The 14274-nt window shown below is 76.9% G+C and carries 14 protein-coding genes; 3 read left to right on the top strand and 11 right to left on the bottom strand.

Annotation, left to right across the window (positions count from 1 at the left end; genetic code table 11):
- Positions 1-23: 23 nt before the first annotated feature.
- A complete protein-coding gene (locus RDV89_RS16320) occupies positions 24-608 on the top strand; it encodes a sugar O-acetyltransferase (RefSeq protein WP_315734605.1) in 585 nt (194 codons plus the stop codon).
- A gap of 10 nt (positions 609-618) precedes the next feature.
- Positions 619-1338: an AAA family ATPase gene (locus tag RDV89_RS16315; RefSeq protein ID WP_315734603.1), complete on the top strand. Its 720-nt coding sequence runs from the start codon at positions 619-621 to the stop codon at positions 1336-1338.
- Positions 1339-1360: 22 nt separating this feature from the next.
- On the opposite strand, the gene RDV89_RS16310 is transcribed toward RDV89_RS16315, so the two are convergent.
- The 5 genes from RDV89_RS16310 to RDV89_RS16290 all read right to left on the bottom strand — a co-directional run bounded on the left by RDV89_RS16310 (position 1361) and on the right by RDV89_RS16290 (position 6136).
- On the bottom strand, positions 1361-2818 hold the full coding sequence (locus tag RDV89_RS16310; RefSeq protein ID WP_315734601.1) for an RsmB/NOP family class I SAM-dependent RNA methyltransferase: 1458 nt from the start codon (positions 2816-2818) through the stop codon (positions 1361-1363).
- Positions 2811-3260 carry a hypothetical protein gene (locus tag RDV89_RS16305; protein WP_315734599.1) on the bottom strand — a complete coding sequence of 150 codons (450 nt, stop codon included), beginning with the start codon at positions 3258-3260 and terminating at the stop codon, positions 2811-2813. Before RDV89_RS16305 ends, RDV89_RS16310 begins: the two co-directional genes overlap by 8 nt.
- A 2-nt stretch (positions 3261-3262) precedes the next feature.
- On the bottom strand, positions 3263-4204 hold the full coding sequence (fmt, locus tag RDV89_RS16300; protein ID WP_315734597.1) for a methionyl-tRNA formyltransferase: 942 nt from the start codon (positions 4202-4204) through the stop codon (positions 3263-3265).
- A gap of 70 nt (positions 4205-4274) precedes the next feature.
- Positions 4275-4820, bottom strand: a complete 546-nt coding sequence (gene def / locus RDV89_RS16295) for a peptide deformylase (RefSeq protein WP_315734595.1) — start codon at positions 4818-4820, stop codon at positions 4275-4277.
- 26 nt (positions 4821-4846) lie between these two features.
- Positions 4847-6136, bottom strand: coding sequence for an MFS transporter (locus tag RDV89_RS16290; protein ID WP_315734593.1), 1290 nt, complete (start codon positions 6134-6136; stop codon positions 4847-4849).
- 24 nt (positions 6137-6160) lie between these two features.
- Between RDV89_RS16290 and RDV89_RS16285 the strand changes: the two genes are divergently transcribed.
- Positions 6161-6748, top strand: a complete 588-nt coding sequence (locus RDV89_RS16285) for a TetR/AcrR family transcriptional regulator (RefSeq protein WP_315734592.1) — start codon at positions 6161-6163, stop codon at positions 6746-6748.
- A gap of 40 nt (positions 6749-6788) precedes the next feature.
- Here RDV89_RS16285 and RDV89_RS16280 read toward each other — a convergent pair whose 3' ends face one another.
- From RDV89_RS16280 to coaBC, 6 genes are all read right to left on the bottom strand, one after another.
- A complete protein-coding gene (locus RDV89_RS16280; RefSeq protein ID WP_315734590.1) occupies positions 6789-7688 on the bottom strand; it encodes an alpha/beta hydrolase-fold protein in 900 nt (299 codons plus the stop codon).
- A gap of 107 nt (positions 7689-7795) precedes the next feature.
- On the bottom strand, positions 7796-9883 hold the full coding sequence (locus tag RDV89_RS16275; protein ID WP_315734588.1) for a primosomal protein N': 2088 nt from the start codon (positions 9881-9883) through the stop codon (positions 7796-7798).
- A gap of 34 nt (positions 9884-9917) precedes the next feature.
- A complete protein-coding gene (locus RDV89_RS16270) occupies positions 9918-10763 on the bottom strand; it encodes a hypothetical protein (RefSeq protein WP_315734587.1) in 846 nt (281 codons plus the stop codon).
- A complete protein-coding gene (locus RDV89_RS16265; RefSeq protein ID WP_315734585.1) occupies positions 10760-11614 on the bottom strand; it encodes a hypothetical protein in 855 nt (284 codons plus the stop codon). Before RDV89_RS16265 ends, RDV89_RS16270 begins: the two co-directional genes overlap by 4 nt.
- Before the next feature lie 16 nt (positions 11615-11630).
- Positions 11631-12833 carry a methionine adenosyltransferase gene (gene metK, locus RDV89_RS16260; RefSeq protein WP_315734583.1) on the bottom strand — a complete coding sequence of 401 codons (1203 nt, stop codon included), beginning with the start codon at positions 12831-12833 and terminating at the stop codon, positions 11631-11633.
- Between the two features lie 167 nt (positions 12834-13000).
- Positions 13001-14251 (bottom strand): bifunctional phosphopantothenoylcysteine decarboxylase/phosphopantothenate--cysteine ligase CoaBC, encoded by a 1251-nt coding sequence (gene coaBC / locus RDV89_RS16255; protein ID WP_315734687.1) that lies wholly within the window; start codon positions 14249-14251, stop codon positions 13001-13003.
- Positions 14252-14274: the final 23 nt, after the last annotated feature.

The following is a 14274-nucleotide window of genomic DNA, read 5'->3' as shown; positions in this document are numbered from 1 at the left end:
CGCACCGCGCGTACGGTCGGGGGATGCCCGAGAAGACGATGCGCGAGCGGATGCTCGCCGGCGAGCCCTACATCGCCGACGATCCCGAGCTCGCCCGCGACGCCCAGCGCGCGATGGACCTGACCCACCGGATCAACACGACGCATCCGAACGCGGCCGACGAGCTGCGCGCGCTGTTCGGCGAGCTGTTGGGCGAGCTCGGCGAGGGCGCGGAGATCAGGCCGCCGTTCCGCTGCGACTACGGCTACCAGACCCGGGTCGGCGCCCGGACCTTCGCCAACTTCGGGCTCGTCGTGCTCGACGTCGCGACCGTCACGATCGGCGCCGACGTGCAGATCGGCCCGAACGTGCAGCTGCTGACCGCCACGCACCCCCTCGAGCCCGGCCCCCGGCGCGACAAGTGGGAGGCCGCCGAGCCGATCGTGATCGAGGACAACGTGTGGCTGGGCGGGGGCGTCGTCGTGTGCCCCGGGGTCACCATCGGTGCCGACACGGTGGTCGGCGCGGGCTCCGTGGTGACCCGCGACCTGCCGCCGCGCTCGGTCGCGGTCGGGTCCCCCGCCCGCGTGGTGCGCACGCTCGTCGACGACACGGACACGCCCACGTAGGTTCGCCCCCGTGCTCTTCGACCAGCCGCCCGTGGTCCGCGCGTACGTCGGCGCAGCCGACCGCCCCGACCCCACGTCCTGGCCGATGACGGTGCCCGCGGTCGCGCAGCTCGTCGCCGATGGACTGGACCTGGCGCCGGGCGTGACGCTGTTGGTGGGCGAGAACGGGTCGGGCAAGTCGACGATCGTGGAGGCGCTCGCCGAGGCGTACGGCCTGCCCGCCGAGGGCGGCACGCGCAACGGCGGTCGCACCACGCGGGTCTCGGAGTCCCCGCTGGGCTCCGTGGTACGCCTGCAGCGCGGCGTCGGCGCCGGCCGCTGGGGGTTCTTCCTGCGCTCCGAGACCATGCACGGCTGGTACACCTTCGCCGAGGAGACCGGCGGCCCCGGCCCGAGCTTCCACGAGATGAGCCACGGCGAGTCGTTCCTCGAGGTGGTCCGCAGCCGCATGGACACGCCCGGCTTCTACTGCCTCGACGAGCCGGAGGCCGGGCTGTCGTTCTCCGCGACGCTCGCGCTCCTGGGCCACCTCGCGGCGCTCGCCGAGGACGGCGGGCAGGTGGTCTGCGCGACGCACTCCCCCGTGCTCGCCTCGCTGCCCGGTGCGCGACTGGTCGAGGTCGGTCCGTGGGGCCTGCGGGAGTCCCGCTGGGAGGACCTCGAGCTCGTCGAGCACTGGCGCCGCTACCTCGAGGCGCCCGGGCGCTACCTGCGCCACGTGCTGGACTGACCCGCCCGGGGTCGAGGGGCGATCAGGTGCGCTGCAGCAGCGCGACGAACATGGCGTCCGTGCGGTGCACGTGCGGCCACAGCTGCAGGGTCGCGGTGCCGTCGGCGAGCGCGGGGCCGGCGGCGTCGGGCACCTGCGGCAGCGCCGCGCCCGGCGCGAGCGCGCGCACGTCGTCGCGTCCGGCGAGCACCGCGTCGACGACCTCCACGGTCTCGGCCGGCACGGGCGAGCACGTCGCGTACACGACCAGACCGCCGGGACGCGTGACGTCGAGGGCCGCGTCGAGGAGGCGACGCTGCAGGGGCACGAGGTCGCGCAGGTCGCCCGGCGTGCGTCGCCAGCGGGACTCGGGACGGCGACGCAGCGCGCCCAGCCCCGAGCACGGTGCGTCCACCAGGACGCGGTCGAAGGTGCCCGGCTCCCAGCGCGGCGCCGTGCCGTCGCCGGTGACGACCTCGTCGACCCCCGCCACCAGGGCGCCGTCCGGCTCCGAGAGGGCGCGGCGCACCAGGACCGTGCGGTGCTCCTGCGCCTCGTTGGCACTCAGGCGCGCCCCCCGCCCGGCGGCGAGCGCGGCGAGCAGGGCCGCCTTGCCGCCCGGCCCCGCGCACAGGTCGAGCCACCGTTCGTCACGACCGTCCAGGGGCGCCTCGCTCAGGGCGAGCGCGACGAGCTGCGACCCCTCGTCCTGCACGCCCGCCGCACCCCGCGCGACCGCGTCGGTCGCGCCCGGGTCGCCGCCGGGGAGCAGGACGCCGTGCGGCGAGAGCTGCGTGGGCGTGCCGCCCGTGGCCGCCACGAGCTCGTCACGCCCGACCCGGCCCGGACGGGCGACGAGGGTGACCGCCGGGGGCTCGTTGTCGGCGGCCAGCAGGGCGTCGAGCTCGCCCGCGTCACGCCCGGCCCGCGCGAGCGCGTGGGCGAGCGCGGAGACCACCCACCGCGGGTGGCTGTGGGCCACGGCGGCGAAGCCCACGGGGTCGCCGGCGACGTCGGGCGCGACCCGGCGCACCCAGGAGGCCAGGTCGTGCTCGCCGACCCGGCGCAGCACGGCGTTGGTGAAGCCGGCCGGCCCCTGACCCACCCGGGCCCGGACCAGGTCGACCGTCGTCGAGATCGCCGCGTGGTCGGGCACGCGCATCGCCAGCAGCTGGTGGGCGCCGAGCCGCAGCGCGTCGAGCACCTTCGCCTCGACCTTGGCCAGCGGGCGGTCGACGCAGGCCGCGACGACCGCGTCGTAGGTGCCCTGCCGGCGCAGGGTGCCGGAGGCGAGCTCGGTGGCGAAGCCGGCGTCGCGACCGGTCAGGCCGTGCTTGCGCAGCAGGTCGGGCAGGGCGAGGTTGGCGTACGCCCCGTCGACGCGCACGGCGCGCAGCACGTCGTACGCGGCCAGCCGGGCCGGGTCGACCGACCGGCGGGGCGCCGGGGGGCGGCCGCCGCGCCGCGGGGCGTTCGGGCGCCGACGACCGGGCTCAGGCACGAGGCGTCCCGTCCTCGGCGGCGAGGGCGCGCGCCAGCTTCGGCGGGGCGACCCGCAGCCACGACTCGGTCACGAGCTCGCGCAGCTCGCCGAGGCTCACCTCGCCGAGCCGGGAGGCCTGCACGAGGTAGGTGTCGCCGCCGTCGAGGTGCGGCACGGAGAAGAACGGGCCGTCGGCGTCGACGAGCGCGGCCTTGGCGCCCCGGTCGGCGGCCCACAGCAGCACGAGATCCACGAACGGCTCCCCCGTCGTCGGGTCGACGGCGGTGGCGTGCGGGCGCCGGTAGGCGCAGAAGCCCTTCGGGGCCGCCTTCGTCGCCGGGTCGGAGACCAGCCAGGTGGGCATGTCCCCCCAGCTCGTGCCCAGCTCGGTGTGGGGCAGCTCCCCGCAGAGCACGTCGACGTCCTCGGGGGTGGCCGACCGCCCGGGGTCGTCGGCCACGCTCAGCCCCCGAACCGGGCGCCCGAGGCGACCCGGACCCCCCGGGCCCAGTCGGCGGCGGGCATCTGCTTCTTGCCGAACGCCTTGACGTCGCCGAGCCGGACCGGGCTCGTGGCGGTGCCGACGTACACGGCGTTCTTGGCGACCTCGAGCTCGCCCGGCGCCAGCGGGTCCCGGTCGGCCTCGACGGTGACCGGGCCGAGCTTGATCCGCTGCGTCTCCCCGTCGACGACCTGGGTCGACCACGCCCCCGGCGCGGGGGTGCAGGCACGGATCCGGCGGTCGACCGCGACCGCTGGCTCGTGCCAGTCGACCTGCGCGTCCTCGACGGTGATCTTGCCGGCGATCGAGACGCCCTCCTCGGGCTGCTCCCGCGCCTCGAGCGACCCGTCCTCCAGGCCGTCCAGGGTCGCGACCAGCAGGCCCGCGCTGCCCTCGGCGAGGCGCCCGAGCAGGTCGCCGGAGGTGTCGGTCGGACGGATCCGCTCGGTCATGACCCCGAAGGTGGGGCCGGCGTCCAGCGCCTTGACGATCCGGAAGGTGGTGGCGCCCGTGACCTCGTCGCCCGCCCACACCGAGTGCTGCACCGGCGCCGCGCCGCGCCACGCGGGCAGCACCGAGAAGTGCAGGTTGATCCAGCCGTGCGGCACGAGGTCGAGGGCCGACTGCGGCAGGAGCGCGCCGTACGCGACCACCGGGCACGCGTCCGGACGCAGCGCGCTCAGGGCCGCCTGGAACTCGGGGTCCCGGGGGTGCTCCGGCTTGAGGACGGGCACGCCCAGCTCCTCGGCCCGCAGGCCCACCGGGCTGGCGACCAGCCGGCGTCCCCGGCCCGCGGGGGCGTCGGGGCGGGTGACGACGCCGACGAGCTCGTGGCTCGACTCGGCGATCGCGTTGAGGGACGGGACGGCGACCTCGGGGGTGCCGGCGAAGACGACGCGCATGGGGCGGACGGTGCTCCTGGCTGGACGGACGGACGACCGGGAGAGCCTACCGTCCGGACGACGGCCGGGCTCAGCGCCCGAACGGGCCGGTGGGGTGCGGCGAGACCTTGACCGTCGGCTTCTCCAGGCCGAACCACTCGGCCTCCCGGATCTCGCGCATGGCCGCCTTGCGCGCGGCGTCGTCGAGACGGTCGATGAAGAGCACGCCGTCGAGGTGGTCGGTCTCGTGCTGGATCGCGCGGGCCAGCAGCTCGGAGCCGTCGATGCGCACCGGCTCGCCGTGCATGTCGAAGCCGTGGGCGATCACCGACAGCGCGCGGCGGCACTCGTAGGTCAGCTCCGGCAGCGAGAGGCACCCCTCGATCCCCTCCTGCTCCTCGGCGGACAGCTCGAGGGTGGGGTTGACGAGGTGGCCGACCTCGCCGTCGACGTTCCACGTGAAGACGCGCAGGCTGACGCCGATCTGCGGTGCGGCCAGCCCCGCGCCCGGGGCGTCGAGCATCGTGTCGGTGAGGTCGGAGACGAGTCGCCGCAGCTCCTTGTCGAAGTCGGTCACCTCGCTCGCGCGACGTCGCAGCACGGGGTCGCCGAAGAGCCGGATGGGTTGGATGGCCACGAGGAGCGAGTCTAGGGACCCGGCGCTCACGGCTCCACACGGCGGGCGACCGCCAGCGTCGGTGCCGCGTCGGGGACGGCTCGACGCGTCCCGCCCAGCAGCGCGCTCGCCGCAGCCAGGGCCGCGGCCGCGGCCAGCGCTGCGCCGAGACCCACCGTGCCGGCGAGCCCTCCCGCCGCGGCGGAGCCGAGGGCCTGGCCGAGGACGAGCAGCACGAAGAACGCCGCCGACGTCCCGGCCGCCGCCCCGGGCCGGAGGTCGGCGGCCCACGCGATCAGCACGGACGTCGCGGCGACGAACGCCCACCCGAAGACGGCGCAGGACGCGAGGGCGACCGCGAGGCCCACGGCGCCGCGGTCGACCACCGCCAGCGCGACGAGCGCGACCAGCGAGGCGGCGAGCGTGGCGAGGGTGAGCGTCCAGCCGGGTGGTGGCGACAGCGCGGCGACCCGGCGCGCGGTCAGGACGGTGACCGTGCCGCCCACGCCGATCGCCATCCAGGCCGCGGTGGAGGCCGTCGGCCCGAGCCCCTGCTCGCCGAGGTGGGAGCGGCCGTAGGTCCACACGACCGCCGACGCGACGCCCAGCCCCAGGGCGCCCACCACGGGCGCCCGCAGACGGCGCAGGAGGTCGCCGTCGCCGAGCGACGGGGCCTGCGACGGGGCCTGCGACGGGGCCTGCGACGGGGCCTGCGACGGGGCCTCCGACGGGGCCTCCGACGAGGCCGGGGCGTCGCGCTCGCCCGCCGCGGTCCGCAGCCCCAGCAGCACGACGGCGGTTCCGCTGAGCAGGGTCACGGCCGCAGTGACGGCGAAGCCCGCCCGCCAGTGCGGCAGCACGGCGAGGGCGAGCAGGCCAGCCGCGACGAGGCCCGGCCCCGTCCCCGAGTTCACCACGGCCTGCGCCCCGGCGCGCCGCTCCGCGTGCACGGCTCGGGCGACGAGGGCCACCAGCCCCGGCGAGGCCAGGCCGGCCGCCGACGACGCGAGGACCGTCGCCGCCGCGAACGTCGCCAGCCCCGGGGACAGGGCCATCCCCGCTGCCCCCAGCGAGCCCGTCGCGGTGGCGAGCACCAGGACGAGGACCGGGCGCCGGTCCGCGAGGAGGCCGACGGCCGCGCCTGCGCAGTACGACACCGACGACCCCGACGACACGTAGCCGGCGGCCGCCGTGCCGAGCCCGACGTCGTGCTGGAGGTCGGGCAGGAAGAGGCCGTACGCGAGCCGGACGAGGCCGTAGGTCGCCGCGACGAACGCGGTGCCGGCGACGAGCAGCGTCGCGGAGCGGGACCACGAGAACGATAACGTGCGTTTCACTTTGCCGAGTCTAGGGTGGACCGGGTGAGCACCCGACCGAGCACCGAGCGCAAGCTCCTCGACGCCGCCGACGAGCTGCTGTTCGGTCGGGGGGTCGCCACCACGACGGTCGACGAGCTGCTGGCGCTCGCGGGCGTCTCGCCGGCCACGCTCTACCGGGCGTACGGGAGCAAGGACGGCCTCCTCGTCGCCGCGCTGCAGCGCCGCCAGAGCCGGTGGCTCGAGGTCTGGGACGACGCGGTGGCCGCGGCCACCGGTCCCGCCGAGGCGCTGCTGAGCGTCTTCGACGCGCTCGCGACGTTCCGTGCGCAGCCGCACGGCGCGCGGTGGTGCGCGTTCCTCGGCAGCGCGGCCGAGTACGCCGATCCCCCGGCGCCACTGGCCGCCGCGCTCCGCGCCGACACCGAGCACCTGCGCTCGCGTCTGCGCGACCTCGCGGGGCCCCTGGTCGACGGCGACGCGGCCCGCGCCGCGCGGCTGGCCGACGCGCTGCTGCTGGTGGTCTCCGGCGAGCTGGCGATGCAGCTGCGCGAGCCGGGCTCGCGCACCGCGTCGGCACGTGCCGTCGCCCGCGCCGTCCTCGACGCCGAGCTCAGCGGCGCGCCGGCCTGAGCGGACCGCCCCGGAGATCACCGCCTCAGGGGCGACCGCGTCAGAGGTGCCGGCCGAGGAACGCCAGCTGGCGAGGGGCGATGCGCCGCCAGTAGCCGCGGTCGTGGTCACCCCGTTCGAAGCCCCCGTCGGGCCGGTCGGCGAACCCGTCCACGTAGTCCTGGCTCGCCGCGCAGAAAGGGTCGCCGAGACCGCAGTCGACCCGCACGGCGATCCCGTCCAGGTCGTCCTGACGTCCGAGCACGGTGACGGCGGCGAAGTCCTCCGGCCCGTCGAAGGCCCCTGCGGGGGTGTCGGCGTGGTCGTGCCACAGGGCCGGGCTGACCGCGGCGACGGCACGCACGCGACCACTGCCGACCAGTGCACCGAGGTGCAGCGCCCCGAACCCGCCCATCGACCAGCCGAGGAACCCGAGCCGGTCGGTGTCGAGACCCCGCGCGGCCAGCAGCGGGAGGAGCTCCTCGAGCACCATCGCGGCGAGGTCGTCACCGTCGGCGCGGGCGTGCCAGTACGCCTCGCCGCCGTCGACGCTGACGAGCGCGAAGGGCGCGACGCCGTCGGCGACGGCCGCCGCGAGGAACCGGTCGAGGCCCAGGTAGTCCTCGGCGAACGCCGCGGTGTGGTCGGCACCGCGACCGTGCAGCACGACGACGACCGGCAGACCGCGGCCGTCGCTCCCGCCCGGGCCGCCCGGCTCCGGCGGCAGCGCGAGGGTCCACCCGCACCGGCGTCCGCCGCGGGCCGCCGAGACGATCTCCCCGCTCTCGCGCGGTCCCGCAGCCCCGTCCGGGACGACCCCGTCCCGGCCGTCGAGCCCCAGCCGTCCGTAGAGCACGGACCGGCCCGGCAGCACGCCGCCGGCGATGCCGGCCACCCCGCCGAGGACCCCGGCCGTCGACACCCCGGCACCGACCAGCACCCCGCGTCGCGTGATCCGCACCGTCCGTCCCTCCCCGGCGGGAACCGACGTCCCGCCCGCCCGAGCAGTGTGGACCCCGACGCGGCGACGCGACGGCAGGTCGGACGATCCGACGGTCGCGTCGGCGCCTAGAGCGTCGGCGGGTCCAGCTGCACGCGCACCGCGGCCAGCTTGCGCGCCGACCGCTCCCGGGCGGCCGCACCCAGCGCGGACTGCAGGACCGCGCCGGCGCCCGCCGGGACCCGGACGACGGCCCGGACCTCCTCGTCCTCACCCGGCGGACGCCCCGGGCGCACCGGGGCCGGCACCGGCCCCAGCACCTCGAGCGGGGGCGGCAGCTCGAGCGCGCCCAGGTACGCCTCCACCGCCGCCGGCTCGCCCGTGACCGTCGCCAGGCGCGAGCCCGGCGGCAGGTGCGCCGCCGCGCGCTCGGCGGCCTCCCGTTCCGCGTACCCCGTCGGGTCCCACCTCACGAGGGCCTGCGCGACGCCCGTGGCCGGGTCGCCGACCAGGACGACCTCGCCGCCGGGCCGCACGAGGGCCGCGGCGTTCATCCAGCGTCGCAGCGTCTCCTCCCCCGTGCGCAGGTCGACCCGGGCCAGGGCGACCCAGGCGTCGAGCAGCAGCACGCCCGCGTACCCGCCCTCGGCCACCGGTTCGGCGCCCGGCGTGGCGACGACGATCGCCGGCGTGCCGGGCACCCGGGCCACGACCCCGTCGCCCGCGGAGGTGCGCACCGGCACGCCGGGGAACGCGCGACCGAGCTCGTCCGCGGTGCGGCCCTCGCCCACCACCGGGGCGCGCAGACCCCGGTGGCCGCAGGTCGGGCACGCCCAACGCGGCTCGGGGACACCGCACCAGCGGCACACCGGCGGGGCGGAGGCCACCGGCTGGTGCAGCGGACCCGTGCAGGCCCCGCATCGCGCGGGGGTGCGGCAGCGTTCGCAGGCCAGCCCCGCGGCGTAGCCCGAACGGGGCGTCTGGACGAGCACGGGGCCGGTCTCGAGGGCGCGCCGCACCAGGTCGCGGGCGGCGGTCGGGAAGCGGGCCACCCGGGCGTACGGGTCCCGCGCCAGCTCGACGTCGGTGGCACCCGCCACGGCCACACGCACCCGCTCGCGCAGCAGCGCCCGCGGCGGTGCGACCGGCTGCGCCCAGCCCGAGCGCAGCAGTCCCAGCGACTCCACCGAGCGGGCGTGCGCGCCGACCAGCGCCGCCGCCCCCGCCTGCTCCGCACGCAGCACCGCGACCTCACGGGCGTGCGGGTAGGGCGCGCGAGGCTCGGCGAACAGGTCGTCGCCGTCGTCCCAGACGACGACGAGCCCGAGGTCGTGGACGGGCGCCCAGACCGCGCCCCGCGTGCCCACCACGATGCGGACCCGCCCGCGCGAGAGCGCCAGGAAGTCGCGGTAGCGGGCCGCGGGGCCGGCGTCCGCGCGCAGCGTCACGTGGTGACCCTCGCCCAGCACCGCCTCGAGGGCGGTGTCCAGGCGGTCGACGTCGCGACCGTCCGGCACGCACAGGACCACGCCGCGCCCGGCGGCGTACGTCACCGCGGCCGCCTGCGCCGCCAGGGCGGCCCAGTCCGAGCCGGGAGCCACCGACCAGACCGCGCGCGCCGCCGACCCGCGGGCCAGGTGGTCGCAGAGGGCCGCGCCGTGCTCGTGCTCCGCCCACGCCTCGCGCGCCGCACCGAGCACCTCGTCGAGCGCCGGGGCGACCGGCGCCGGCGTCGTCACCGGCTCCTTCTCGACCGTCGCGTGCCGGGGCGGGACGGCCAGGCGCAGGACGTCGGCGCGCGCCCCCGCGTACCGCGCCGCGACCAGCGCCGAGAGCTCGGCGACGTCGGGGCGAAGCACGGGCTCGGGGCTGACCACCCGGCGCAGCGGCTGCAGCCGGGGATGGTCCGAGGCCGCCTGCCGGGCCAGGACGAAGCCGTCGACGTCCTGGCCCGCGAAGCGGACCTTGACGCGCGCGCCGGGGACGGCGCTGGCGGCCATGGTCGCCGGCACCACGTAGTCGAAGGGACGGTCGAGGTGGGCCAGCGGGACGTCGACCAGCACCGCGGCGACGGGGTCGGTCTCCGCCGGCGCCACCTCGGCGCGCTTCCTCGCGGCCCGGCGCTCCCCCGTGGCCCGCGCCGCGCGCACGGCCCCCCGCAGCTCGGGCAGCAGGGAGGGCTGCTCCGGCTCGCCGGCGGCTCCGTTCGCGGTCACGGCACAGGTCTACCGGGTCGCCCCGACAGCCCTGTCACCCGACCCCGGGTCCGGACCCGGGGCCGTTCGGGGGGCCGTCCACGGGGCCGGCCATGGCCGCGGCGAGACGGGCCAGCGGCGCCGAGCGCGCCCGCTGCGCCTCGTGCTCCGTGATCACCCGGCGGCGCTCGAGGTCGTCGACGGCCGCCGCGATCTCCCGCTGCGCCTGTGCCCGGGTCCAGGGGGCCATCGCGCCGAGCACGGCATCGGCGGCCGCACGCCGGCGGAGGCCGTCCGCCGCGCGCTGCTCCGGCGACGGTGGCGGCGGGGGCGGACGGTAGGTGGCCACCTTGCGGACGGCGAGCACGAGCAGCGCCAGGCCGAGCAGCACGCACGCGACGGTGCTCGGACCCCAGGTCCACCAGTACGCCGCGTCCCACGCCCGGGCCTCGGGCGTGCGGGTGAGCAGGGCGATCCATCCCCCGACGGCCGCGAGCAGTCCGACCGCGCCGGCGGACCCCGCCGCGGGCCCGTCCCACGGCGTCCGCAGCACGCGCAGGAACGCGACCACCATCGTCACCAGCACGAGCAGCAGCAGACCGGTCAGGACCGCACCTGCGGTCGCGTAGGCCCCGACCTCGAAGTAGCCGCGCGGGGTCGTGCGCCCCGCCAGGTAGGAGCCGCCGAGACCGCCGCCGACACCGACGCAGGCGAGCCCGAGCGGCAGGCAGCCCGCCTGCGCCCCGCGGTCCGCCGGCACCGTCGCGTCGGGGTCGAGGAGGCTGCGCAGCTCCGGGCGGTTGCGCAGGGCGAGGAGCTCCAGGCGGAGCCACGGCACCGGGTCGCCGGGAGCGGACCGCGACGCCAGGTCCGGTGCGTCGAGGGGCTCGAGCTCCGTCACCGACGACGCCTCCGCAGCGCCGTGTCGGCGAGCGCGCCGAGCGGGGCCGTGCGCGCTCGTGCGAGCGTCGCCGGCGTTGCCATCCCGCGCCGCTCCAGCACGGCGATCGCCGCGTCGAGGTCGTCCCGCACCCGCTGCTGCTCCTGTGGCCGGAGCGCCGCAGCCAGGCGTCGCGGGTCGGGGGCGGCACCCGGCGCGTCCGTCACCTCCGGAGCCGGCTGACGCGTGAGCGCCACCAGCGCCAGCGCGACGACGGCCAGGATCAGCGCGACGCCGACCGGCATGCTCGGCGTCCTGCTCCAGCGTCCCGCGCTGACGATCCAGCCCAGGGTGGCGAGGCCGTGCACGGCGAGGGTCACGACCGCCGCGAGCACCAGGTCGAACGAGTGCGGACGGCGACCGGCCAGACGGGTCGCGCCCCAGCTCGCCGTGCGAGCCAGCAGCGCCGCTGCACCGACCGTCGCGGCGACGGCACCCCACCGGTCGGCCGACGCGGCGGAGGGGGCGCCGTAGCCCGCCTCGCCTCCCAGCAGCGTCGCGGTGACGACAGCGCCGAGCACCGCGAGGACGGTCAGCGACCACAGCACGGTGTCCGGCAGCAGGTCGGCCCGTCGGCGCCACCGCCGGCGCGGGTCCAGGGCGTCCTGGACCGCAGGTCGACGGGCGTACGCGGCCACCTCGAGGCCGCGCCACGGCACGCTGGAGCCGTCGGGCAACCACGTCGCGAGCTGCTGGGCGCCGCGCGGCGCGGCGCGGCGGAGGTCGGCCTTGGTGGTGACGACCACCGGCGGCTCGGACGGCGACGGGGCCGGGCCGACGGCGTACCCGTCGTGCCCGCCCCCGTCGCTCACGAGGTGGTCCCGGTGCTCAGATGCCGGCCGCGGCGCGCAGGGCGTCGGCGCGGTCGGTCTTCTCCCAGGTGAACTCGGGCAGTTCGCGGCCGAAGTGGCCGTAGGCCGAGGTCAGCGAGTAGATCGGGCGCAGCAGGTCGAGGTCGCGGATGATCGCGGCGGGGCGCAGGTCGAAGACCTCGAGCACCGCCTTCTGGATCACCTCGTCGGCCACGACGCCGGTGCCGAAGGTCTGCACGAACACGCCGACGGGCTGCGCCTTGCCGATCGCGTACGCCACCTGCACCTCGGCGCGCTTGGCCAGGCCGGCCGCGACGACGTTCTTGGCGACCCAGCGCATGGCGTACGCCGCCGAGCGGTCGACCTTCGACGGGTCCTTGCCCGAGAAGGCGCCGCCGCCGTGGCGGGCCATGCCGCCGTAGGTGTCGACGATGATCTTGCGGCCGGTCAGGCCCGCGTCGCCCATCGGGCCGCCGACGACGAAGACGCCGGTCGGGTTGACGAGCACGCGGTGGTCCTCCGACGGGATGTCGAACGAGCCGAGCACCGGGGCGATGACGTGCTGCTTGATGTCGGCCTCGAGCTGCTCGAGGCTCACGTCGGGGGCGTGCTGCGTGGACAGCACCACGGTGTCGACGCGCACGGGCCGGTCCTCGGCGTCGTACTCGATCGTGACCTGCGTCTTGCCGTCGGGCCGCAGGTAGGGCAGCGTCCCGTCCTTGCGCACGGCCGAGAGACGCTCCGAGAGACGGTGCGCGATGGTGATCGGCAGCGGCATCAGCTCGGGGGTGTCGTCGCTGGCGTAGCCGAACATGAGGCCCTGGTCGCCCGCGCCCTGCTTGTCCAGCTCGTCGGTCGACGAGCCCACCCGCGACTCGTGGCCGTCGTCGACGCCCGCCGCGATGTCGGCGCTCTGGCCGCCGATCGCGACCTGGACGCCGCAGGACGCGCCGTCGAAGCCCTTCTCCGAGGAGTCGTAGCCGATCTCGAGGATCTTGCGGCGCACGAGCTCGGCGACCGGGGCGTACGCGTTCGTGCGCACCTCGCCGGCGACGACCACGAGGCCCGTCGTCAGCAGCGTCTCGACCGCGACGCGCAGGTTGCGGGTGTCCGCGTCGTTGGCGATCAGGTAGTCCAGGACGGCGTCGCTGATCTGGTCAGCGATCTTGTCCGGGTGACCCTCGGTCACCGACTCCGAGGTGAACAGACGTCCGGTCACGAGCAAGCCACTCCTTCAGCGACGACAGCGGCGGACGCCCGAGCGCGCGGGAGGTCCACCATGACTGCGACGACCATAGTCGTCGGCTCCAGCACGTCCGCAATCCGGCCAGGCGTCCCACCGTCCGGACACCCCGGCGGTACGCCCGGGAGGCCTGCGCCCGCGCGTCACCAGAGGGTGGCGACCCGGTCCCAGATGGCGTGCGCGAGCACGCCCTTGGCGGCGCGCGGCACCTCGAGGGCGCTCCCGTCGGCGCCGAGCACGACGGCCTCGTTGTCGGTGCTGCCGAACACGGCACCGCCGCGCACGTCGTTGACGACCAGGAGGTCGCAGCCCTTGCGGGCCAGCTTGGCCCGGCCGAGCTCGAGGACGGTGCTGTGGGCGTCGCCGGTCTCGGCGGCGAAGCCGACCACCACCTGACCGGGGCGACGGCGGTCGTGGGCGACGTCGGCGAGGATGTCGGCGTTCTGCTCGAGCTCGACGGGGGCGGCCGAGCCGTCGGCGCGCTTCTTGATCTTGTCGTCGCTGTAGGCGGCCGGACGGAAGTCGGCCGGGGCGGCCGCCATCACGACCGCGTCGGCCTCGGCGGCCGCGGCCACGACCGCGGCGTGCAGCTCGGCCGTCGTCTCGACCGGCACGACGTGCGCGCCGGCCGGCGCGGGCAGGTCGACGTTGGCGGCCACCAGCGTGACGCGGGCGCCACGGGCCAGGGCGGCGCGCGCCAGGGCGTACCCCTGCCGGCCCGACGAGCGGTTGCCGAGGAAGCGGACGGGGTCGAGGTACTCCCGCGTGCCGCCGGCGGAGACGACGACGTGGCGACCGGACAGGTCGGCGCCCGCGGGGTCGGCGGCGCTCGCGCGACCGAGCACGTCGACGCCGACCTCGAAGATCTCGGAGGGCTCGGGCAGCCGGCCCTTGCCGGTGTCCTTGCCGGTGAGGCGGCCCTCGGCCGGGTCGAGCACGAGCACGCCGCGGGCACGCAGCGTCGCGACGTTGGCGACGGTCGCCGGGTGCTCCCACATCTCGGTGTGCATCGCGGGGGCCATCACGACGGGACAGCGCGCGGTGAGCAGCGTGTTGGTGAGCAGGTCGTCGGCGAGCCCGTGCGCGGCCTTGGCGAGCAGGTCGGCGGTCGCCGGGGCGACGACCACGAGGTCGGCCGCCTGGCCGATCCGGACGTGGGGCACCTGGTGCACGCCGGTCCACACGTCGTCGGCGACCGGCTTGCCCGACAGCGCCGCCCAGGTCGGCGCGCCGACGAACTCCAGCGCGCTGGCGGTGGGCACGACGGTGACGTCGTGGCCCGACTCGGTGAAGCGACGCAGCAGCTCGCAGGCCTTGTACGCGGCGATGCCGCCGCCCACCCCGAGCACGACCCGGGGCTTGTCCGGGGCGTCGCTCGGAGCCGGCGACGGCATCGAGGTGGTCACGCGGGTGACGC

Source organism: Nocardioides imazamoxiresistens (genome assembly GCF_032378595.1).
GTDB classification, from domain to species: Bacteria; Actinomycetota; Actinomycetes; order Propionibacteriales; family Nocardioidaceae; genus Nocardioides; species Nocardioides imazamoxiresistens.
The sequence above is the reverse complement of the archived record's forward strand: the minus strand, read 5'-3'. Positions and strand labels throughout refer to the sequence as shown.

What these genes read in the sequence shown, in the direction of transcription:
- fmt (WP_315734597.1), bottom strand. Translation starts at nt 4,204, where the DNA reads ATGCGCGTCGTCTTCGCCGGCACCCCCGAGGTCGCCGTCCCGTCCCTC.
- coaBC (WP_315734687.1), bottom strand. Translation starts at nt 14,251, where the DNA reads ATGCCGTCGCCGGCTCCGAGCGACGCCCCGGACAAGCCCCGGGTCGTG.
- RDV89_RS16320 (WP_315734605.1), top strand. Translation starts at nt 24, where the DNA reads ATGCCCGAGAAGACGATGCGCGAGCGGATGCTCGCCGGCGAGCCCTAC.